Origin of the sequence: Oceanobacillus sp. FSL K6-2867, from assembly GCF_037963145.1 — a bacterium.
Taxonomy (GTDB): Bacteria; Bacillota; Bacilli; order Bacillales; family Amphibacillaceae; genus Oceanobacillus.
On sequence record NZ_CP150144.1, the window covers coordinates 824705 to 848617 of the forward strand.

19 protein-coding genes, 1 other RNA gene, 1 riboswitch and 1 other annotated feature are annotated in these 23913 nt (G+C 38.3%); of the genes, 1 reads left to right on the forward strand and 19 read right to left on the reverse strand.

From position 1 onward, the window contains the following. Positions 1-9: 9 nt before the first annotated feature. The 14 genes from argJ to NSQ77_RS03940 all read right to left on the reverse strand — a co-directional run bounded on the left by argJ (position 10) and on the right by NSQ77_RS03940 (position 17667). Positions 10-1230, reverse strand: coding sequence for a bifunctional ornithine acetyltransferase/N-acetylglutamate synthase (gene argJ, locus NSQ77_RS03875; RefSeq protein WP_339228915.1), 1221 nt, complete (start codon positions 1228-1230; stop codon positions 10-12). A gap of 12 nt (positions 1231-1242) precedes the next feature. After that, on the reverse strand, positions 1243-2283 hold the full coding sequence (argC, locus tag NSQ77_RS03880; protein ID WP_339228916.1) for an N-acetyl-gamma-glutamyl-phosphate reductase: 1041 nt from the start codon (positions 2281-2283) through the stop codon (positions 1243-1245). Positions 2284-2470: 187 nt separating this feature from the next. Then, entirely contained in the window at positions 2471-3430 is a 960-nt protein-coding gene (locus tag NSQ77_RS03885) for an alpha/beta hydrolase (protein WP_339228917.1), read from the reverse strand. Between the two features lie 440 nt (positions 3431-3870). Next, positions 3871-6606: a GTP-binding protein gene (locus tag NSQ77_RS03890; RefSeq protein ID WP_339228918.1), complete on the reverse strand. Its 2736-nt coding sequence runs from the start codon at positions 6604-6606 to the stop codon at positions 3871-3873. A 210-nt stretch (positions 6607-6816) separates the two neighbouring features. Continuing rightward, positions 6817-7929, reverse strand: coding sequence for an ABC transporter permease (locus NSQ77_RS03895; RefSeq protein WP_339228919.1), 1113 nt, complete (start codon positions 7927-7929; stop codon positions 6817-6819). Beyond that, positions 7926-9200 carry an ABC transporter permease gene (locus tag NSQ77_RS03900; RefSeq protein ID WP_339228920.1) on the reverse strand — a complete coding sequence of 425 codons (1275 nt, stop codon included), beginning with the start codon at positions 9198-9200 and terminating at the stop codon, positions 7926-7928. The genes NSQ77_RS03895 and NSQ77_RS03900 overlap by 4 nt, the downstream gene beginning before the upstream one ends. Before the next feature lie 12 nt (positions 9201-9212). Then, positions 9213-10145 carry an ABC transporter ATP-binding protein gene (locus NSQ77_RS03905; RefSeq protein WP_339228921.1) on the reverse strand — a complete coding sequence of 311 codons (933 nt, stop codon included), beginning with the start codon at positions 10143-10145 and terminating at the stop codon, positions 9213-9215. Positions 10146-10818: 673 nt separating this feature from the next. Continuing rightward, the gene (locus NSQ77_RS03910) at positions 10819-11625 is read right to left on the reverse strand and encodes a cytochrome c oxidase assembly protein (RefSeq protein ID WP_339228922.1); all 807 of its coding nucleotides are present in this window, start codon (positions 11623-11625) and stop codon (positions 10819-10821) included. Between the two features lie 94 nt (positions 11626-11719). Further along, a complete protein-coding gene (locus NSQ77_RS03915; protein WP_339228923.1) occupies positions 11720-12355 on the reverse strand; it encodes a response regulator transcription factor in 636 nt (211 codons plus the stop codon). 10 nt (positions 12356-12365) lie between these two features. Further along, complete coding sequence (locus tag NSQ77_RS03920) at positions 12366-13442, reverse strand: sensor histidine kinase (protein WP_339228924.1); 1077 nt, start codon at positions 13440-13442, stop codon at positions 12366-12368. A 9-nt stretch (positions 13443-13451) separates the two neighbouring features. Then, on the reverse strand, positions 13452-14756 hold the full coding sequence (locus NSQ77_RS03925) for a M20 family metallo-hydrolase (protein ID WP_339228925.1): 1305 nt from the start codon (positions 14754-14756) through the stop codon (positions 13452-13454). A 72-nt stretch (positions 14757-14828) separates the two neighbouring features. After that, complete coding sequence (locus NSQ77_RS03930) at positions 14829-15668, reverse strand: S-adenosyl-l-methionine hydroxide adenosyltransferase family protein (RefSeq protein ID WP_339228926.1); 840 nt, start codon at positions 15666-15668, stop codon at positions 14829-14831. 127 nt (positions 15669-15795) lie between these two features. Beyond that, positions 15796-16067, reverse strand: a binding site (T-box leader). A gap of 597 nt (positions 16068-16664) precedes the next feature. After that, positions 16665-17168: a DNA-deoxyinosine glycosylase gene (locus NSQ77_RS03935; RefSeq protein ID WP_339228927.1), complete on the reverse strand. Its 504-nt coding sequence runs from the start codon at positions 17166-17168 to the stop codon at positions 16665-16667. Between the two features lie 85 nt (positions 17169-17253). Then, complete coding sequence (locus NSQ77_RS03940) at positions 17254-17667, reverse strand: hypothetical protein (RefSeq protein ID WP_339228928.1); 414 nt, start codon at positions 17665-17667, stop codon at positions 17254-17256. 187 nt (positions 17668-17854) lie between these two features. Between NSQ77_RS03940 and NSQ77_RS03945 the strand changes: the two genes are divergently transcribed. Continuing rightward, complete coding sequence (locus NSQ77_RS03945) at positions 17855-18817, forward strand: multidrug resistance efflux transporter family protein (RefSeq protein ID WP_339228929.1); 963 nt, start codon at positions 17855-17857, stop codon at positions 18815-18817. 15 nt (positions 18818-18832) lie between these two features. Here NSQ77_RS03945 and NSQ77_RS03950 read toward each other — a convergent pair whose 3' ends face one another. The 5 genes from NSQ77_RS03950 to ssrS form a co-directional block, all read right to left on the reverse strand. Then, the gene (locus tag NSQ77_RS03950; protein ID WP_339230930.1) at positions 18833-20260 is read right to left on the reverse strand and encodes a DHA2 family efflux MFS transporter permease subunit; all 1428 of its coding nucleotides are present in this window, start codon (positions 20258-20260) and stop codon (positions 18833-18835) included. 649 nt (positions 20261-20909) lie between these two features. Next, a complete protein-coding gene (locus tag NSQ77_RS03955; protein WP_339228930.1) occupies positions 20910-22199 on the reverse strand; it encodes a nucleobase:cation symporter-2 family protein in 1290 nt (429 codons plus the stop codon). Beyond that, positions 22196-22783, reverse strand: a complete 588-nt coding sequence (locus NSQ77_RS03960; protein ID WP_339228931.1) for a xanthine phosphoribosyltransferase — start codon at positions 22781-22783, stop codon at positions 22196-22198. The genes NSQ77_RS03955 and NSQ77_RS03960 overlap by 4 nt, the downstream gene beginning before the upstream one ends. A 131-nt stretch (positions 22784-22914) precedes the next feature. Next, a riboswitch (purine riboswitch) is annotated at positions 22915-23016 on the reverse strand. Positions 23017-23153: 137 nt separating this feature from the next. Then, positions 23154-23525 carry a VOC family protein gene (locus tag NSQ77_RS03965; RefSeq protein ID WP_339228932.1) on the reverse strand — a complete coding sequence of 124 codons (372 nt, stop codon included), beginning with the start codon at positions 23523-23525 and terminating at the stop codon, positions 23154-23156. Positions 23526-23680: 155 nt separating this feature from the next. Beyond that, a non-coding RNA gene (gene ssrS, locus NSQ77_RS03970) (6S RNA) lies at positions 23681-23866 on the reverse strand. Positions 23867-23913 lie beyond the last annotated feature (47 nt).

Genomic DNA, 23913 nt, shown 5'->3' on the forward strand with positions numbered 1-23913 from the left:
TTTCACACCTCAAGTTCGATAAGAAGCATTTATTTTTACGTAATCGTATGTTAAATCACAGCCCCATGCTGTTGCTTCATGCGGTCCATTTTGCAAGTCAATTTTTAAGACGACCGTTTCATTGCCAAGATAGAGTTCTCCTTCTGCTTCATCAAATTCTACTGGGAGCCCATTCTTTACTACCTCGATATCACCTAAAGAGACACATACCTTTTGTGGATCAAGCGGCTGTTCACTATAGCCGATTGCACAAACAATTCGTCCCCAATTCGGGTCTGCACCATAAACAGCTGTTTTTACTAGATTAGAAGAAATAATTGCTTTTGCTACTTGACCGGCTGCTGTTACCGATGAAGCACCACTGACTTGGACTTCAATGAGCTTCGTTGCACCTTCTCCGTCTCGAGCAATCATCTTCGCCAGCTCTTTACTGACAAATTGCAAGGCCTGCTTGAATACTTGCCACTCTGGGTGCTGATCACTCAATATATTGTTTTTTTGCTTTCCATTTGCGAGCACTAAAACCATATCATTTGTACTGCAGTCTCCATCGACTGTAATCATGTTAAACGACTGATCTGTCACTTCCCGCAGTGCCTGTTGCAAACTAGCTGCTTCCACCGCAGCGTCTGTCGTCATAAATGAAAGCATCGTCGCCATGTTCGGATGAATCATTCCCGACCCCTTTGCAGCTCCTCCAATTGTTATCGTTTGACCATCGATTTCCAATTGAACGGCAATATGCTTTGTTACGGTATCTGTCGTTAAAATCGATTTTTCAAAGTTCTCTGGGCTGTTCTGACTATCCATTAATTCGATACCAACATTGATTTTCTCCATTGGAAGCGGTACGCCAATAACTCCAGTTGAGGCAACAGCGACATGGTCAATTGCTACTCCCATTTTTTCCGCCGTTTTATGCTGTGTTTCCAGAGCGTCCAAATATCCCTGCTCTCCAGTACAAGCATTGGCATTTGCTGAATTAACGACTAACGTTTGGATTAACTGTTCTTTTTCAATACTTTCTTTCGTCACCTTTAACGGAGCTGCTTGAAAAGTATTTAAGGTGTACACACCAGCAGCTGTAGCTGGATTTTCCGAATGAATCCACCCGAAGTCTAGTTTTGTCTTACGAAGCCCACAATGGACACCACCTGCTGAATACCCTTTTGGACTTGTGACGTGCCCGTTTTTTAATACTTGCAGCTTGCTTTCGATTGTAATTGTCATATTTTCCGCCCCCTATGGATAAACCGGTATTGTGTGTAACCCCATTGTCTCTTCCCAGCCATTCATTAAATTCGCATTTTGGATTGCTTGCCCTGCGGCTCCTTTAACCAAATTATCAATTGCTGCAGCAATAATGATTTGGTTACTGCGTTCATCCACATGAATACCAATATCGCAAAAGTTACTTGCATAAACATCCTTTGTCGAAGGAAAAACCCCTGATTCTCGTATTCTTATAAACGGACTGTTTTCATAATAAGATTGATAGATTTCAAGCAGTTCTTCTGTTGTCGTCTTCTTCACTAATTGCCCATACATGGTACAAATTAAACCTCTTGTCATCGGAATAAGATGTGTTGCAAAAGCTACGGTAACTGGGGCCTTTGCTTTATCCGATAAATATTGCTCTATTTCTGGTATATGCTGATGCTGTCCAATTTTATATGGCGTAACATTTTCATTTGTCTCTGAAAAATGTGTTTTAGCTGTCGGTGTTCTTCCAGCACCCGATATGCCAGTCTTTCCATCAATACTAATTCCTTGCGGCGACAAAATCTGATGTTCCAATGCCGGTGCTAATCCGAGTAAGACAGATGTCGGAAAACACCCAGGGTTTGAGATAACACTTGCCTGCTTAATTTCCTCGGCATAAAGCTCCGATAAACCATAAACAGCCTTGTCTAGCAACTGTGGCGCAGCAGCATCTTTTCCATACCAAATTTCATATTCCGTTGGTGAACTAAGTCGTAAGTCACCAGAAAGATCAATACATTGCAAATCAGGCTTGGATAATTGCGGCAATATCTCCTTCGTCACTCCAGCAGGTGTTGCAAAAAATATAATATCAACCTCTTCTTGCAGTTTTTCTATTTGCAGCTCATGCATTGGTTCTTCAATAAAATCCGTTAAATGAGGGTAGATTGAAGCAATCGTTTCTCCATACTGTGAATGTGAAATAATCTTCTCAACTTGCATTTCTTTATGAAGCTGTAATAGTCTGATTAGCTCAATTGCTCCATAACCTGTTCCACCAATAATTGCTACTTTCTTCAATAGATTCCGCTCCTTCATATATTTTGAATTATTCATTATTATAGTAATACCGCGACCTTTATGCAAGTATATTTATAAAAAAATATTAATAAATATACATAAAGTTTTTGTTAACTCCCTGAAATCCTTTGTTTACAACGTATATATAATGCATAAAAAAAGGCCCTCCATTATGGAGAACCTCTTTTTACGGAATATATTTATCTAAAAATGAATTTAACACTGCAATATATGAATCTCGATGTTTAACAAAAGATTCCCCATGATTCGCATCATCATAAAGGTAAATTTCGGCATTGCTTTTTGTATTTTCGTACAGTTTTTTTGTCATTTTTGTCGGTACAAATGTATCACTTTTTCCATGGATATAAAGGATAGGTATTTCTGCTTTTCGCACCTGTTCCAGCGCAGAAGCTTCTTTCAAAGTATAACCAGCTCTTATATTCGTAACAAGACTGGTCGCTGGCAATATCGGAAATGCAGGGAGATGAAACATTCGGTCAAGCTGGTAAGCAAACAGATCATCCACCGATGTATATGGACTATCAGCAACAATTGCCTTCACATTATCCGGGAGTTCTTCGCCGCTAGCCATCAATGCGGCAGCAGCTCCCATAGAAATGCCATGAAGCACGATTTCAGTATCTGTTCCAAGCTCTGCTATAATTCTATCAATCCAGTCAGCTATATCCAACCGGTCATGCCAGCCAAAACCAATATAATCGCCTTCACTTTCCCCATGACCTCGTAGGTCAGCTGTAAACATATTATAGCCAAGCTCTTCATAATAATATTCACCAAATAAAGACATGTCCGTTGCGCGACCAAGGTAGCCATGAGCAAATACTACTGTTTTATTGGTTGGTTTCTTTGCCTCTAAATAATAGCCTTTCAAGGACAGATCATCACGAGACTTCATTTCCCATATTTCAAAATCCTGCTCACGCGACCAATCACGCCAGTCTCCTGCTAGCAAAACATCCATCGTATCCGCAGAAACTTCCAAATCAGCATTGCCATTTAAAAAGTCTTTTACATTACGTTCAATGGCCAGATTATAAAAGAATAAACCTGCCAAACCATCTATAATTAACAGTATCACAATGATTCCTGTTACAATTTTCTTCCAATGTTTCTTCCACTTCACATGAACGCTCCTTTCAGTAGCTGTATATATGCAAGTTCAAAAGGGGGGTGAAAAGGACCGTGGTCGGACATTCTGTAGCAAGCGCCAACACTAGTGTTAGTATGTCCGCTGGTTCGAAGCAAGACGGCAAGCTCCCCTTACAGGACTTTCTCAGAAAGAGTGATTTCGACTTTCAACACAACTCTTGTAAGCCGAAGTTCCCCCTGCACAATGTGTCTTTTCCACCGAACTTTTGAATGTTTTATAAGACTATTATACTAGAAAATCGCCGTAATGGGATATCCAGATAATGGTGCCTTTCGGTTGAGTATTTTTTATTTTTGTAAACCTTGAGAAAAAACAGCCAACTTTTCAGGGGATACAACGCTATACCACATAAAATAACGCACGAGATTCCCAAAATTGGAGATCTCATGCGCTATATTTATTACATCAAAATCTTAACGATATTCGACGATCTTTTCCTCTGAGTGATTCATCCACTCATATTGACGAATATTTAATTCAAACAGTGTAAGCGGATCGGTATAAACTTCCAGATTATTTCGCATATTATTTAGCGATTGCTCATTTGCTGTAATCTCCTGCTGTTTTTCTTCTATCGCTCTTTTCAGTTCGTCAAAAGGATTTGTGAAAAATATCGTAATATCCCGTTCCAGTGTTTTTCCAAAAAACTCAAATTGCTGCATAAACGTATTTGTAATTGATTGTGCATCTTTCGTGTAATCCTTATTTTTAATACTTTGTTTAAACTTATTTTGCAGCGTTCCTTTATTTTGTGAAATGGCACCAAGCAATTTCCCTGCACTTTTCATGAATAACTGTGAAGAGACGGAACCCTTTATAATATTGAACTTTTCCAATTGTAAGTTACTCATAGTCATACGGTTCATATCCCGGCGCCAGTCATCTAACACTTTAAAATCACAGGCCAAACTTAGCTTTTCTTCATCATATAGTTGATTAAAACTCACGCTCATTTCATTTAATAGTGCCCAGCAATCACTGAACTCCGCTTCACTACTCGCAATCCATATCTGAATTTCTTCATGCAGCTTTGGCAAGACTGTTTCATCAATATGTTTATTGATCCGCTTATTCATTTCGTCATTTAACGTCACATGTATATTTTCAAAATCGGTATCTTCTTTAATTAATTCAGCACAATCTTTCAGCAAATCAGGGATGCTTGCCAACAAATCCTGTCTTACTTTATTTACAATTTTACTGTAATCTCTTTTAATAATCTGCGTTTTTTCCTCTTCCGTATCACGTAATTGATTTACTGCACCATCTAGCTTTGTGATCATCTCTTCATTCCATTTTATTGTATTAATAATGTTATTTTCCAATTCTAGTCGTTTTTTAGGCAGCAGTTTAATCAATTGCTTACTGTAATAGAGGATTTTGCGTTCGCTTCCCTCATCCAAGCTGCAGCCATTCATAATGGATTGAATAAATGCTTCTAATTGGCTATTATGTTTATCAAATTGTGAGAAGGCGAGAATCTTTGCATTAGGAAAATACGTATGAATCCAGGATGTTGTTTTCTCCATCCATTCCACTGTCTCCAGTTTGTCCGTGCTTTGATCCACGGTATGCAAGAGAAAATGAATCGGCAGCTCTGGTACACGCTCTCTGATTTTGATTGCCATCTCTATTTCTTTGTAAGTCAAAATGGAATCGCTATTTAGAACAAACAATAGACTATCCGCTAAATAAAGATAGGGAATTACATCTTTTTTAGTCTTCCTTTGATCGGCAAGTACCGGTGCATCAATTAAAGCAAGTTTATTTTTATCCAAAAACGGTATTGGCATTTCACAGCGAACGTGTGCCTGTTCATTCTCTGCAACTTGCATGAACTCATCCAGCTCAAGTTTTCTTTTTTCTTCTTGGTCTGTAATGACATTAATATCTTCTTGGTCGTCATGTTTAAATAAGACAGTAGCGGTGTTCGAAGCAGCAGCCATCTCTTTGCCAAGCAATCCATTTACAATAGATGCTTTTCTGGTTGGTTCGTTACCTGTAATCAGCAGGTGAAAATTGTTTGAATCAAGCAGCTCATCGATTATCGCTTCTGTATGTTCTCCCATGGATAAACCCATACCATTTGCCCATTTCCGAATCGATTCGAAAATCAGGAATATGTCACCCATACGCTTATTATTATTATGATTAGACTGGCTCATCAAGCCCTCTGCCTCACTTACTACCGAATCATTCATCAATAAAGGAAACAGCTCATTCCATGCTAACACAGCCGATGAAGCTGCCAGTGTATCAGAACCAGTAGCTATTTTTATCCAATTGGTCAAATGGAAAGGTATATAATCAGATAAATCCTTTATTAAATAAGTACCGTTCATTAATTGCAGATACGTTTCTTTATAGTGATTTGAAAGCTCTTGCCAATTCGATCGTCTTGGATTTATATCTGACAGAAGATAATTGATTTCCTTGAGCCATTGGAAATACAAATCATTCTGTTTGTAACTGTCCCAAAGCGCTGCAACGATACTTTCGAAACGCGTTTGATTGACCATATACAAGGTCATCAATAGTTCACGAAAATACGCTGGTGCTGTTGCTGCTGTATGCCCATCCTTTACATACGCCTCCAAAACCTCAAACCAAAATAGCGACTCAGTTCGAATTGCCTCAGCTACAGCTAGCTCAACTCCGCTCGCATAGTCCTGTTGTTCCTCAAAGAATGAACGAGCCATATCAGTCACATGCGGATAATCAGGGCTTAATTCAACAGCATTCTTGATTGATTTTGCTGCCATTTCAAGTTTGTCACGTTGTATATATAATGAAAATAGCTGCAAAAGCACCTCTACTTTTAAATCATCCGAATCGGTTTCAACAAGTTTATAGTATTCCTCCGCAATTTCATAAAAACCCAGTTCGAAATTTGCATCCGCAATATTCTTCTGTGCCCATGGCATTAGCTCATTATGAATATTTTCCCATTTAAAAATTGCTGTTTCATAATCCTTATTTTGAAAATATACCTCCCCCTGAGCAAAGCGAATATAGGACAAATCGGTCACTTCCTTCTGTTGCTCAAGGATAGACAATTCACCCAACACCTTTATTGGGTGTTCATTTTCACTACCTTCTGTAAATGTTTTATAATAGCACTTATTAATTAGTTGCTTCTCTAATGTCATCTTAATCCCCCGTACTATTTTCTATTGAACAACCTCTTAGAAGTATATGAATTAGATTCTGAACAGAAAAACCCGGAATCTAACTATTTATTCTTATTACAGTTCGCACTATATTATTCGTAATTGACTCCAAAATTGGAGGGGTATTAGTGACTATAGACTGAAAAACAGCCCAAATTTGCGAGACATATTTCCTGCTTTCTATCTATTTTAAACATGCCTTCTTTCCATCAGGTGAATCCCTACTCCCATCAAGACAACTCCCATTAAAAGCAAAATACTGATCGGAAAGACTAGCTCCTCTAAAGAATAGCCATAAACAGCAATACCATTAAGAACTTCCATTCCATATGTGAGTGGGTTAACCTTGGATAATGCCAGCAGGAATTCCGATTCGACAATTTCAATTGGCCAATATGCACCACCAATCATTGCCATGCTTACAGAGATGATTGGAATAATCGCATTAAATGCCTGAGCATTTTTAACCAATGCCGTTGTAAAAATTGATAATGCAACAATTGAAAACACATAAGGAATAAGGACTAGCAACGTTTCCAAAAACCTGCCATGGAAGTCAACTCCGACCCAATAACGGAAAATAAGAAAGATAACAAGCACCTGTAAATATCCTTCAAAAAAGCTATAGACTAAATTCGCAACATACATTTCCCATTTCTTTACTGGCGAAAGGATAACTCGATCCCATAACCCATCTTTCTTCTCCACTAATATAGGCAGTACATTGTAGGCAATCGTATAGATAACAAAAAATAGAGTAAAACCAAATAATCTCTGAAACGTATCATCGTAGATAACTGCATCCGAACTTCTAAAACTACTTCGTTGAATATCGAATACAGGTGAATCCATTGTTTCATTTAAGTGTTCCAGAACAATTTTCTTCTCTGCTTCTGTTGTTGCGTCTGCTGCATCTAAAATTTTATCTTGTTGAAGTTTTTTTGCATACGCCCTATTCACTGTCTGTTCGAGCATAGAACGATTAGGAGAATCTACGCCTATAACGAATCGATAATCATCCTCCAGAAGAATAACACCCATCTCTGCCCTGCCAGCTGAGATTTCTTCTTTTAATTCATCTTCTGTCATCCAATTGAATGTAAATCCATCTGATTCTTCAAGCCTTTCACTGATAAACGATTGCTGCATTGCTTCATCCTCAGAATAGACGGGAACACTGATTGTCGTTAACCCACTGCCCCCTATTATAAGTGCGAAACCGATTGACATTCCTGTAAAAAGTAAAAATGTCCAAGGGTTTCTTGAGAACATTTTAAATTTTGCCAGCAAAATACCAATCATACAGATGACCCCCTTTTTGGAAAGCTAATTGCTGCAATGAAAATAGAGGCGGCTGCAAACAGTACAAGAAATAGAATGTGATGACTAATATCTGAAATGCTATCCCCTCTTAAAATCATCAAGTAGGAAGACATCCCCGCGCCATTTGGAGTCAGATTTCCAAGCATTCGAATAAAAGCAGAGGAATCGCCAATCGGAAAGAAGCTTCCGCCCAGGACCGCCATCAAAGTCACAATAATACCAGTGAAAAAATTAGTGATTATTTCTGAGTTAAACCGGTAGCTTATTGCTGTCAGCAATACCGCAATACCTCCTACTGCGATTGCAAGTGATGCAGTTACTGTCAAGAAGGACAAGAGATCTGGCCATTTTACACCATAGACAATCCAGGAAAATCCATATACAATCAGCAAATGGATAAAACTAAACAAAGTTCCAGAAAGAAGTACACCAATAAAATATTCCCAACGTGAAATATTCCCTATTATAATCCGATCAAATACATGAATCTTTTTCTCCATAAATGCAATTGTCCCTATCGTTGATGCGATAAAGAGCACATTCATTACTGTCATACCGACTGCATAATATTCCTGTGTTCCAATTGGATTTTCCTGTTCCAATGTTAATACTTCACCAGTTAACATTCCTTCATCCAACTGTATAGCACCTTGTTCAATTCCATACTTTTGTAAAAATGCCCCTAATGTGAGCTGTTCTTGAAATTGGGTCAATATTTCATTTACAATTATCGGTCCAATTTGCTGTTCATCATTTTGCGATAACTTTAGTACAGGCTGGGATTTTTTATTATTAAGAATCAGGTATTCTAATGATTCATAGGTAAAATTTTCAGGAACCTCTATTACTGCTGTATATGAATTATCATCCTGTATTACACGAAGTTCCGAAGCCTCCACTTCGATAACCTCTATAAACTTGCGTACCTCTTCACTTCCCAAAACAGATTCTTTTAATATGCTTACAGGTGCCATCTGCTCAATCCCTATCTTGATTTCGTCAATAGCTTCGTCTGGCATTCCCTCAGCATAAAGATCTTCCAGAAATCGCTGGATCTCTGCTTCCTCATCTCCATGTTCAACAAACGCAACTTTCACATTAATATTTGCAGTCTCCCCACTCATCATCATGCCTCCAAGTGCTGTACTAAGAATAGCAATTAAGATGATTGGCAATCCGACTAACAGAAGAATCTGAATCGGATTTCTCAATAATAGCAATACTTGTTTCTTAACAATTTGACCTATCATTTGTCCCAGCTCCTAATCTCGTAAAGCTCTTCCAGTAAGATGCAAGAATACGTCTTCAAGTGTCGGTGTCTGTACATCGACAGAATGCAGCTCTACCGCTGTATCCTCTGCCAGCTTAATTAATGCAGAGAACATGTTTACCTCTTTCGGAATGATAATAGTAATCTCTTTTTCTCCTACTGTTACTTGGTTGATTGTTGGATTTTGTTTAAGTTGTTCAATAAACCTATCATTCCAGCGATCCGCTCGAATTGAGATGGTCTTTTCCGCCGATAATATCCGTTTGATTTCATCCTTTGTTCCAGAAGCAATAAGGTTACCTTTATCCATGATGTAAATTCGGTCACAGAGAAATTCTACTTCCTCCATATAGTGACTAGTGTATAAAACAGTCATCTGTTTTTCTTTATTTAATCGCTTTACTGTTTCTAAAATATAATTTCTAGATTGCGGATCAATCCCAACTGTCGGCTCATCCATGATAATAATTTCAGGGTCATGCAGCATCGCTACACCAATATTCAGTCTGCGTTTCATCCCACCTGAATATGTCTTTACAATATCTTTCCGACGGTCAGTAAGCCCGACCTGATCGAGCACTTCATCTATTTTCTTTTTCAGGTGTGCACCTCGAAGTCGGTATATTCTTCCGAAAAAACGCATATTTTCTTCCGCAGTCAGATCTTCATATAAAGCGATTTCTTGGGGCACTACACCAAGTACTTTTCGAAGTGACACTGGGTGCTTTATCATGCTTTTATTATGAAAGCGAACGTCACCATTTGTTGGCTCGATTAATGAAGATAGCATTGAAATAGCAGTTGATTTCCCAGCACCATTCGGACCGAGCAACCCAATAATTTCTCCCTTTTCAATAAACATATTTAAATTTTTCACAGCATCAACTTGTTTAAATTTCTTCGACAAATCCACTAATTCCAGCATACAAATCCCTCCCATGAATTTAGTTTACGAAATTTAACGGTTGGAATATACTGTCTCAGGTCATGAAATAGGAAAATGTTATGATGACCTAAGTCACTTTTAAAGAAATGGGTTTATTCATAGTTGAAAGAGACTCCGAACTAGTGTCAATTATGGATTAAGCATATACCCGTTCTGGAAATACACTTCGCGCACCTTAGGGGGCTGGTGAGCCTCCTTGTGCTATCGCACTGCGTAGTCTCACCGATGCCCTTCCTCCCGCAGGAGTCTACGTATATTTCCTGCGCTAGTATTGGTTCACTATAAATAACATGGTTTAAAAAATAGAAACAGTACTGTATTCTAACCAGTCCGGGTGAGCGGAGGTCGGTGCCTCCTTGAAAATTAGGATGTAAATGCTGACGAAGCATTCCTTGTCCTGTGGGAACAGCACGTGTCTGAAGACTCACAGGAAGTGGTTTTCTTCCGAAGAGGCTGAAGCCGTGCCCACGGAAAGCATCCGCCCGAAGCGATCCCGGACGGCGGGGCTTACTCAAACATTGGCAGTTAGTTCGAAGTTTATATAAAAAGTTAATGAGATTGATTTAGAGAGAATTCGAAGTCCGAGGTTGGTTTGATGTTTGCACATACCAAAAAGGATCCGCTCAAGTATTCTTAAACGGACCCCATTGTATTAAATCTTTTTAGCTGATAGAAATGTAGCAGCCGTAAAACTGATCAATATACCGGCAAAGAAAATAATTGCGCCAAGCAACTGCTCGTGGATCGGGTCAAATGGCAGGAGTGAGGCAAAGAATTCAGGGGGAACATCAGTTAAATCCGGCAGGCAAAGTGCTAGTGCCGACATGAATAAATTAATATCCGAATAAATCGCATACAACTCTGTGTTTGCAAATAATAAAATCAAACCAAAAGGCGCTAGTAAAAGAACATTAACGAATGAATAATTCCGCTTTTCGCTGCATGACAGCTGATCTGTCGAAAGAATCGGTATCCAAAGCAGTACAGATGAAAGAAAAAGTGCAAGTAAGAAGAAATAATTTAAATAAAGATCGATTCTTGCAAAATTAAAAATGGATGGAATATGATAGCCATAAAAAACGACTTGAAATATAGCCCCTGCAACAACAGGCTTAGTAAGAACCGAAATTATTTTACCCATGTTCCTAATCGATTTTACCCGCTCTAATATCTCTGTTTTAAATCCTGCAATAAGAAGTGGTGGGGCAACAAGCAATAATAAAACCAACTGCAGGCAATGTGTACTAAACTTAATTCTTCCAGTAACATTTAATGGACTAGCAATGGCAGCAAAAATAACGATTAACCCGAGTACAAAAGCAAATGACTTCCACCAGCTAAGTTTCTTTGAAGCTGGCAAAAGAAAGAAATAAATGATTGCAGCAAACATTGTAAATAAGAAAATTCCGCCATTCCATAGAGTAGAAAAATGAAATTCATCCAAAATAATGTCAAGCATTTGTAAATTCACCTTCTTCGTTCGCTCTACCTAAATTATAAAGCAGATAAAAGCTAGCGAGACAGGAGAGTTGTAACAACTTAATGACACTATTTCAATCCGTAATCCCATGTGTTACCGCATAAATAGCAAGCTGTGTCCGGTCACGCAAACCCGTTTTCTGTAAAATCAAGGTCAAATGATTTTTAACTGTACCAATCGAAAGATACAGTTTATCCGCAATTTCCTTATTTGTTCTGCCTTCCCCGACGAGCTTCGTTATCGTAAGCTCTCTATCTGTAAGAGCAATTTTAAGCTTCGGTTTTTTAGTTGTCTGCAATAGCCGTGGCATTACCTTTGCTGCTACCTCATCATGAATCGTTAGTCCACCATTCATACAGCTGTGCACAGCATCAATCAATTTTGCAGGTTCAGCTGTTTTCAATAAAAAACCATTCGCTCCTTCTCTCAGAGCTTGTACAGCATATTCATCATCATTAAAGGTTGTCAAAATTAAAACCTTCACGTCTGGCCAACGTTTTTTTATAATACGTGTCGCTTCTATTCCATTCATAACTGGCATCCGTACATCCATCAAAATGAAATCGATGAAATGCTTTTCCATTATTTCTATTGCTTGCTGTCCATTTTCTGCTTGATGTGAAACGTTAAAACTTGCCTCCTGTTCCAGAATAACCTTTAACCCTTGGCGGACAATTGTCTGATCTTCAACCAATAAAATATTCCACATCATATTCCTCCTAACCCGGAATCATACCAGATACGATAAAATGCTTTTCTGTTTGATAGACTGACAGCTTTCCCTCAACTTCTTCCACTCGATTCCTCATATTGGAAAGTCCAAACCCAAACTGAAATGGCTTGGGATCAAAAACTGCATTCAAAATTTCAAATGAAATATCTTCTGTGGCTGTTTTTCCCAGTGTAATTTTTACTTCTCTTGACTGGGCATGCCGCATCGCATTTGTTAAAGCTTCTTGGATTACACGATATAAAACGACGCTTTTTTCATTAGAAAGCGCAATCGATAATACGCCTTGTTTCATTGTAAATTGAACCAGAATATGGCTTTCCGCCTCTAATTTCCGAATTAGATGAACAACCGTAGCAATTCCTTCATTTTCTTCGGATTGCAATGTTTTTACAGCATGCCTTGTTTCCTCAAGACTTTCCCTTGCCATCTGTTTAAGCTCGTTAAAGCTATTATCCTTTTTTTGAATGGACAGCATTTCTAGTTTCATAATTAAAGCCGTTAATCGATGTCCAACAGAGTCATGAATATCTCTGGCAATTTTTGTGCGTTCTTCTGATCGAGCATGATGCTCAGCAGTCAGGTTCATTCGTTTTAGTTTACGATATTCGCCTAATAGCTGATCATAGATTCCCCGCTGCTCTTCCCGCTCCATTATCATATAATTTAACAGAAACAGCATCCATGAGAACAATGGATAAAGAAGCAGATGACGCACATCAAACAGATCAAGCTTAAAAATACCAATGCCCGAAACAACAACCGTAACGAGCAAATACCAAATCAGTTCTTTTTGTTTTAATCGAACAGCAGCATCTGTTAAACAATAACCATATAATATAAGGGTGAGCATAAAAGCATCCACGTAATAGAAGCTATGTACTCCAATTATTAATGTAAGACAAAAAAATAAAGCGAATAGCCCTTTTTGAAGGGATATAAAAAAGTATATCGCAAGTGCTGAGGCGAAAAGCCCCACACTATATGCAATATTGATACTGTCGATAAAAATCATCATCACCCATATTAGACTGAATAGCCCAAAACGCAGCCAGAAAACATCCATAAGATAATCCTACTTTCTGTCATGCTGCAAGCTTTCTACAAAGGTTTTAAGCACTTGAACCGTTTGTACACAGTCACTTAAAGAAGACCACTCGGCAGGGTTATGACTAATTCCGTTTTTACTTTGTGTAAAAATCATGGCAACAGGTAATTTTCCACCTAGAATCATTGCATCATGACCTGCCCCACTTGGTAATTTATAAGGTGAAATCCCATGTTCCAATAATGCTTTCTCTAACAATTGCTGAATGTCTTCACCGATTGGAACGGGGTGAACACGAACCTTTTCCTCATGAATTACTTTAATTTGATAAGTATCTGCGATTTCTGCACTTAACGACAGCACACGATTTACAAGTTCATCACGCGTTTCCTTGTAAATATCCCGAATATCAACATAGAGGGTTACCTTACCAGGTATAACATTGACCCCGTTTGGTTCCACATGAAGTTTGCCAATTGTAGCCACTGCTGAATCATTTATTTGTCTTGGCAATTGACTAACTTTCGTCACAAATTCACTTGCTGCAACTAAAGCGTCCTTTCGATCATCCATTGGTGTATTGCCTGCATGTCCAGCTTCTCCATCAAATGTTAACTCAAGCCAGCATGGACCTGCAATCCCTGTAACAATTCCACAAGGGAGTTGTTCCTTTTCTAATCGTTTTCCTTGTTCTATATGTACTTCCACAAAAAATTCGATTTCATCTAATTGACGAGCCGAATCCGCATAACTTTGAACAGATAATCCAACATCTTGTAAAACCTCTTTAAAGCTTCTGCCTTCTTCGTCCTGAAGTTCTATTTTCTCTTCTACATTCGCTTTTCCAATCATGGCTTCACTGCCATTTAATCCATTGTTAAATCGTGATCCTTCTTCATCTGTGAAAATAGCAACCTCAAATGGCTTTCTTGGCTGATAGTCAGTTGCCTTCCACGCTTCGGCAACCTCAAGTGCAGCTAAAACACCAAGCGGTCCATCAAAGTGGCCACCATTTGGAACACTGTCAACATGTGAGCCGCTCATAATCACCGGTGAGTCATCCATCTGACCCGCCAATCTCCCAAATACATTTCCAGCACCATCTTCAGAAACATCAAGACCAGCATCCCGCATCCAAGTTTTGATTAACTCCTTCGCCTCGTTTTCCGCTATAGAAAAACCCGGGCGGTTTGAACCATTGTCTGCAGTTAAGCCAATCTTCGATAATTCACCAAGGCGCTGTGCAATTCTCTCACCAGAAATCCCATTCCCTTCATAGCTCTTATCATATTGCTCCAGCAACCGTTTTTCTAATATAAATTTTTCAGTCAAAGCTCAACATCTCCTTTTCTTTTACAACATATCAAAAATTCATTCATTTGAAAATTCAAAACTCCCTGCAGGTTATACTTTACGGAAGCTAATTTTCCAGTTCGCACCAGTTGCAATATGGTAGGCTTTTGCGAAGGATCCTTGATTAATAGCTACCCCCAATTTATCCAATGAATTCACAAACACAATTGGTTCGCCTAATCGGCTATCTGCAAAAGACCGGCCGAATCTCATCATGTTTTTATATATATGGCGTGAATTATTTTGAATGGAGACTTCTAATGTGTCACCATATTGAATCCCTGCTTCAATAAACAGCTCACGACCTATATTCGTCCACAAGTTGCCAAATCGAACATCAAGAATATCAATATTTCCTTTAATCGCATCTTCCTCAATTTTTGCTTTTGTTCTCGGCAATTCAATCATTTCTTCAACTGCAACGCTCGGACCAACCTCTTCAAAGGAAATAACTCCTGCAGCCAGTCTTGCCCCTGTAAATGCATACACGTCACGTCCATGGAACGTATAGGATTCTCCAGAATTCGGCAGTCGATTTATTTTTTCATCAATTATTCGTGCTTCAGAAATCCCAACACTATGCTTAATATGAGTTAACGTTCCGTTATTCGGCGTTACAATGTATTGTCCTTCCTTTGTTTTTACTACAACGCTCATCCGTTCTGTCCCAACTCCTGGATCTACGACAGAAATAAACACTGTTCCCTTTGGCCAGTAGCTAATTGTCTGATATAAACGATAGGACGCTTCCCATATATTGTATTCCGGAATATCATGTGTCAGATCAAAAATTCGAATATCTGGATCAACGGAAACAGCTACCCCATTCATTGCACTTACCGCTCCGTCACTAATTCCAAAATCTGTTTGCAACACTAAATTTTTGCTCATGCGATGCCCCTCCATTTTGTTGTATATACACTTAGTTATTAACCTTTTCCCGAAAAAACACCAAACTTATGCAAATAAGTTAATCCTTTTATTTTCCAATAAAAAACCACGCCATTACCGAATAAACGGTAAGGACGTGGTTGAATGTACGTGGTACCACCTTACTTCACCATATGCTCACACATATGGCCTCATCAAGTACGAAAAACGAATCAGTGTTCTTTATACTGTGGTATGGATAACGAGTACCAAATCTCGCCGTAACCTACTTCATAACAATCGTTTCAGCTACGAAACTCCAAGGCCATTGTTCAGATTTCCTTTTTTGCTCCTTCTCAGCTACCGGAGCTCTCTTTAGAAAAATATGGAAATCCTACTTTCCCTTATCAACGTTTTAAATATATTACGAAATTAAATTCATTATACGGATAATTTTTTAATAAATCAAGCGATTATACAAAAATGACAATTGAAAGCCTATTAAGATTGTCATTTTGACGCCCATAACAAGTCCTAGATAACAAGCGTGCGGTTCTACTATATACTCATTTTCTGCCAATTATTTCTAGGGAATTGTTATCATTTTTTAATAATTTAAACTTTTTATAATTTTTGTATAGTATAATCTAATTGAAAGGTCTTGCAGAGTATGCTTGGGCAGAAGCAGTAAAAAAGGTCAACTTTTTTACATGGTGGCTTTAAACCCTAACGAAAGGGGTTGAAGCCTGTGATACCAATTGACAAAGTGCTTGAGTTAATGTTCGCATTTGCTACGCTCGTCTTGTTAATTGTGAACAGCCATGAAAAAAAGTAATCATCCTGACGATTCAATCGCTCAGGATAATTGCTTTTTTTCGTACCCTTGTCAGGGCCGCCAATACTTTGTAAGAAACCGTCCGAGCCGTAAGTCCCCCCTTACGGCTCGATTATTACCGCGTTAAAAAGGTTTCTGACCTTCTCTCTAAGACCCATTATCAATCTTATTACAAAATGTACTTAGATATGATTTAAAATTTCACTCCAAGAGGCAACTTTTCCTTGAAATGATTTCGTATACCTGCCTGGAATTGGGCTCGTGGATGGTAATTTTATTACTTGAACCTCCCCAAGATCTGCTGGTTTGAAATTTTTCTTAAATGTTGTATATGACTTAGTGCCATTGCATGCTATTAAGCGTATGGTTGGATATTCGCGCAGCAATCCAATAATATCATTTGGAATCTCATCGATAATATTTGAATCCAAGCTCCCTTCCCGATAACAAGAACCAATGGAATCCCATAAAGCGATTCCATGCTCTTTTATAAAAGCTATCTTTTTATCATATTCCTTTACAGGGGCTGCCTGAAACAATTCAAATAGGATCGGCCAAAAGTGATTCCGGGGATTTCCATAGTATTCGGCTTTTTCCAATGAGACTTTCCCCGGCATGGAACCAAGAATAAGAACCTTGGGGTTCTTTGGGAGTACCGGAGGAAAAGATGTCAGTTTTTTTGTCATTACACTCACTCCAGTATCGTTATCTCAAATATAGCTGAATTTATTCTAACATATCCCTATCCCATATCTTTAAATTTCTTACAGTTTATTTCTTTTCCTGGCTCGTTGTTGTTTCCGTGTGTTTACTTTTTTTCTTTATCTTATCAATAATTAACGCTTTATTTTCCCATATTTCATTAAATGGTACCTTCTTTATCCATTTCCAAATATCCAAAAACAAAAACCACCAAACACCGAAATAAACATGTACTAAAATAATAAATACTGATAACATATCTCTTGTTTTAAATTGTTCCAAGACATATTGAAGTTCATTAATTCCCTCTGTCCTCCCGATACTGTATACAAATCCAACAAGTGGAGTAAGGAGCGAGAATATGATTGTCATGGCTGCCAACGGACTATAGACTTGCCTTACCCAGTTTATAATGCCGCTAATTAATGTTAGAATTAAAAAGATATAATAGCATACCCAAAACCAAGCTGGTAAAGTTTCCATTTTACAGACACACTCCTATTTCTATCTATATGTATACAATTCGACATTAACTTCATGAAACCTGCAATTATAATTCATTTTACCTAGAATACATTAATCATGTTCAAAAGTATTAAAAAGTTATTTAAATTATATTAATCTTTGATATGATTATTTTAATATGATTTGGTTATTTGGAGGAATTTCATTGAAAGCAATTTTAATTGGTATATTGGCTGCATTGTTTTTTTCCGTTACATTTATATTGAATAGGGCCATGGAGTTAGAAGGCGGCAGCTGGGTTTGGAGTGCAACACTGCGATTTTTCTTTATGCTGCCTATTCTTATTCTGATTGTAGGGTATCAGCGCAATATAAAGCCTTTGATCAAACATATAAAAGCAAGACCTGTTTCTTGGCTTATCTGGAGTACTGTTGGATTCGGGTTATTTTATGCCCCCCTTACATTCGCAACAATTTATGGTCCTGGATGGCTTGTGGCAGCAACATTTCAGCTGACGATAATTGCGGGCTCCTTACTCGTACCATTTTTAAACAATAAAATAAAGCAAAAAATTCCAATCCAAAGTATTTTTATATCGCTTATTATTTTAGCCGGCGTATTCGTTATGCAATTCGAACACGCTTCTTCTGTACCTTTATTAAGTGTTTTGCTATGTGTGATTCCTTTAGTTATTTCGGCATTTGCATACCCATTAGGCAACCGGAAAATGATGCAAGTTGTAAACGGTGAGTTGAACACCTTTCAAAGAATACTTGGTATGACGATTGCTTCTCTGCCTTTTTGGATTGCTCTTTCAATTTATGGTTTTATTGCACATGGAATACCAAATTCCAGTCAGATCATCCAAACATTTATCGTGGCAATTTCTTCTGGAATAATTGCGACCGTTTTATTTTTCTATGCTACGGAGATGGTTCAGCAGGATAATGAGAAGATGGCCGGAGTTGAAGCTACCCAATCAGGGGAAGTTGTCTTTGCATTAATTGGAGAAATTATTATTTTAAGCGCTCCATTACCAAGCTTTGTTTCTTTTATAGGAATGGGGCTTGTAATCATTGGAATGATTTTGCACAGTATTGTATCCGCACTGGCAAACCGCAAAACACTTGAAATTAACAAAAAAAGTGGCATCCATCGAAAACTTTAGACGAATGCCTTAAACTTATGCGGATATTCTTTCTTTATCTTTTGCAGAATTTGTTCCTTTAATAAAAAATGATAATATAAGAGCCACTAATGATAATACCGTCGCAATGTAAAAGGAAACATTCACACCGTGAATCATTTCCATTGGGAGTGCCTCTTCTCCTGTCCGAAGGGCTGAAGCAGTCATAATCGTCACTAAAATCGCAGTCCCTACTGATGCGGCTACCTGTCTCATCGTATTTGTCATTGCTGAGCCATGTGGAATCAGGCGAGCTGGTAACTGGTTGAGTCCTGCAGTTGTCGCAGGCATCATTATCATCGATATCCCCAGCATTCGTATTGCAAAAACAATTGTAAGGTAAGCTAACGACGTTTCTGCAGTTAATCTTGTATATAAAAAGGACGTAACGGTTAGCAAGGTTAAACCAATAATCAGCAGATACCTCGCACCAATTTTATCAAAAATCCTCCCATTAATCGGCGACATAAATCCCATTAGCAAAGCCCCTGGCAATATCATGAGACCTGATTCCAATGCAGAAAATCCAGCCATGTTCTGCATGTAAATCGGCAAAATCGTCTCCGAGGCAATTAGTCCAATAAACGCAATCATTCCGATAATGGTTGTCAATGTAAAGATTTTATTTTTAAAAATCCTGAACTCAAGAATAGGTTGCTCTAGCTTGAATTGTCGCAGGATAAAGCTAGTAAGTGTAATAGTCCCAATAATGAGGCTGCTAATAACCGCCAGACTCGTCCAACCATAATTTCCTGCACTACTAAAACCATAAAGTAATCCACCAAAACCTAAGGTCGATAGAATAATAGATAAGTAGTCTACTTTCGGAAATGTTCGTCTTGTTACATTTTTCATAACAAAGTAAGCGATTATGATGTTTATAACTGAAAGAGGCAGCACTAAATAGAATAGAGCACGCCATGGATAATGCTCAACCAACCAGCCTGAAATGACCGGACCAAGTGCAGGGGCAAATCCAATCACCAATCCCACAGTCCCCATCGCTGTACCACGTTTTTCAATTGGAAAGATCAGCAGGAATATTGTCATCATCAAAGGCATCATAATACCAGCTCCAGCAGCCTGTACAATTCGCCCTGCCATCAATAGCATGAAGGTTGGAGCAAAGGCACATATTAGTGTGCCTATAGCAAATGTACTCATTGCTGTTAAAAATAATTTTCGTGTTGTAAATGTTTCAATTAAAAAAGCTGTAATTGGAATCATAATCCCATTCACCAGCATAAATATTGTTGTCAGCCACTGTGCGGTATTCTCTGATAATTTCAGATCGTGCATAATAGGAGGAATTGCTGTTGCCAGCAGTGTTTGATTTAAAATTGCTAAAAACGCTCCAGTGATCAACACAGCAACAATTGGCAATTTATTTAGCTTTTCTAGATTTTCAATATCATTATTCTTCAGACGCTTCACTCTCCTTACTTCGTATCTCGAATCATTTCTAGCGTTTATAATGAATTATATGGGAGTATGGTGGCAATGTCTATTATTGAAACTTAAGAGGAGAAAACCCGTTCAATTCCCCAAAAATCTCTTTGTATTTGGTAGAAACTCCAAACTAATGATTCTTTGCTTAATCGGAGCAATAGTTGCCGTCCGGGATCGCTCCGGGGGGATGCTTTCCGTGGGCACGGCTTCAGCCTCTCCGGAAGAAAATCACTTCCTGCGAGTCTTCAGACACGTGCTGTTCCCACAGGACAAGGAATGCTTCGTCAGCATTTACATCGCACAAAGAAAATTGGTTTTTATTTTCGAGGAATCACCGCTCTTCACTCACCCGGACTGTTTAGAGCACCGATCTTGTTAGGTGTATTCTACTAATAGTAGTCAGTGAGCCAGTTCTAGCGGAGGAAACACACGAAGACTTCTGCGGGATAGAGTGTCGGGTCACTCGCGAAAAGCGAAGTGTGTTTCCGAAGCGGGGATACGCACAATCTCTCAATGCACATTAATTAGAAGTTTATATAAAAAACGATTCCATAACAAAACGCATAGACTTTGGCATCTATGCGTTGTTTGTATAGTAATGCAACACGACTTAAGCACATGCATTTCACGAAGCTTTTTGTTCTTTTAAAACGGTTTGTGTTTTTCTTTTTGGCAGCATATGGAATACAATATTCAGTGCAATGGCTGTTACACTTCCAGCTACAATTCCATTACTCGTTAAAATTTGGATGCTGGATGGCAATTGAGCGAACAATTCCGGAACCACGGTAACACCAAGCCCCATCCCAACTGAACAAGCAATGATCATTGAGTTTTCCGGTGAATCTGAAATAACACTGCTTAGCATTTTTATGCCCTGGGAAATAACCATCCCGAACATCGCAACCATCGCACCACCCAAAACAGCAGTTGGAATTATTGTTGTCAATGCTGCAATTTTAGGTACAAATCCTAACGCAATTAACATACCCCCAGCAACAAAAATGACCTTTCTTGTTTTCACACCAGTCATTTGAATCAATCCAACATTTTGGGAAAAAGCTGTATATTGAAATGCATTAAAAATTCCACCGAGAAAGATAGCAATTCCTTCTGCACGATATCCTTTTGAAAGATCTTTTTCCGTTAGCTTTCTTTCTGTAATATCTCCTAATGCAAAATAAACACCAGTTGATTCAACCAAAGATACAATAGCAACAAGAATCATCGTTAAAATGGCAGACCATTCAAATGTCGGCGTTCCAAAATAAAACGGTTCTACCATGTGAAAATAGGAAGCTTCTGTTACTGCTGAAAAATTTACTTTCCCCATAAACATAGCAACAGCGGTACCGACAATTAAGCCGATAAGAATAGAGATTGATCTTAAAAACCCGGTAGCAAAACGATACAATAATATGATAAATAATAGCGTTCCAAAACCTAAAGATATATTAGTAATTGAGCCAAAGTCGCTTGCTCCTTGTCCCCCGCCCAAATTATTAATAGCCACAGGGATTAATGTAATACCGATTATTGTTACTACTGTACCTGTCACAACTGGTGGAAAAAAGCGTACCAGACTTCCAAAGAATCCACTAATGAGCACGACGACAATACCTGTTACAATAATTGCTCCATAGATAGCAGAGATCCCATATTGTCCGCCAATTGCTATCATTGGTCCGACCGCTGTGAATGTACATCCAAGTACCACTGGGAGCCCAATTCCAAAAAAGCGGTTATTCATAACCTGTAAGATTGTAGCAATCCCACACATTAAAATATCGATTGCAACAAGATATGTCAGTTGTTCAGAAGTCAGTCCAAGTGCATCTCCAACAATTAGCGGAACTAATATTGCCCCCGCATACATCGCTAAAACATGTTGAAATCCTAATGCTACAGTTTTCATTTAGGCACTGCCTCCTTTTCAAAGGTGACCTGTCCATTTTCCAGAGATGAAATTATTGCTAACGACTCGACACGAATACCACGCTCGCGAATTTGCTTGCCGCCTTCCTGAAAACCTTTCTCAATAACAATACCCACTCCTGCAAGCTTTGCACATGCCTGTTCCACAATATCAACCAGACCTGCAATCGCCTGTCCATTTGCAAGAAAGTCGTCAATTACAAGTACTACATCGTCCTCTGAAAGATAATCTTTGGACACTGAAATTTTATTTGTTTCTTTTTTCGTGAACGAATAGACTTGAGCTGAATATAGCTCATTAATTAATGTTAATGACTTGCGCTTTCTAGCAAAGATAACTGGTACCCCAAGTGCGAGACCTGCCATGGTTGCGGGTGCAATCCCAGAGGACTCAAGTGTTAAGATTTTAGTAATCCCACTATCATAAAAACGATCTGCATATTCTTCGCCAATTGCTTGCATCAGCTTAGGATCAATTTGGTGGTTTAGAAATGAATCTACTTTCAAAACCGTTTCCGATAATACATTTCCTTCATCCATGATTTTTTGTTTTAATAACTCCATTCTTTCGTCCTCCTAACAAATTAAAAAAGCTCGGAAACCTGCTTTCTACCATAACTATGATAAAAGCAAACCTCGAGCTTTCAAATTCGAAATAGAACAAAATGAAGCTGCTCCAATCAGAGCTCCCCAATTTGTTGCGTCACTTTTTTCATAGTCAGTTTATTTACGGTAAACTGGTAGAAACTTACAGGCCATATCCCTGTTATTATATGAAAACCATATTTAATTATTTAAACATTACTAGATTCGACAAAATACTAGAATGTTACTAGTATAGCATGTGAATCGCTTATTACAAGTCCATACAAAAAGTAAAACCATTCGCACAATTTAGAGATATTCTAAACAACGATAGAATCGTTTCAAACTTCTATTCCTCCCACTCTAAAAACTCAATCCGATTTCCAAAAGGATCGGTTATATAAAAACGAGTTGCGCCCGGCAGTTTATGGTCAACTGTAAAATCCACACGCATTTTGGTTAGATGTTCTTTTAATTTATCAATATTATTTACTAAGATTGCTGGGTGTGCTTTTTTCGCAGGTACGAACGGTGTTTCTATTCCAATATGGATATTTATTGCCCCATCCTGAAACCAAACTCCCCCATTTGCTTTCAGAAATTCCGGCTTTTCTACCTCTTTAAAACCTAAAATTCCCCCATAAAAGCTACGTGCTTCTTCTTCGCTACCAGGTGGGGCAGCTAATTGAACATGATCAATCATTTCATAATGAAAAGTCATCAATTTCCACCTCCAGTTATTTGATAGTTCTATTCTATCCTCTTTTAGCAGCTTCGAATAATACCGATTTCTAATCAATTTATTAAATTTTCCGTTATCATGCACCACTAAAAAGACCGACTCCTAAATGGTAGTCGGTCTAAAATATACTATGTATACAGGCCACAATTGCCGTATTTTGTAATAAAAAGTTTTAAACCACCACTTCGCAAAGTGGGTGTTCGCAGAAACCTTCCTGTCTTCCGCTGCTTTGGCGGCGCGACATTCCAATTTCGATGTAAAACTCCCTATACATTCATTAGAGGTTAAAACTTAATTAAATACGAACATTGTAGCTTGTATTTATATACTACAACTTCTCACGGAAAAATTCAATGGTAATAACTTA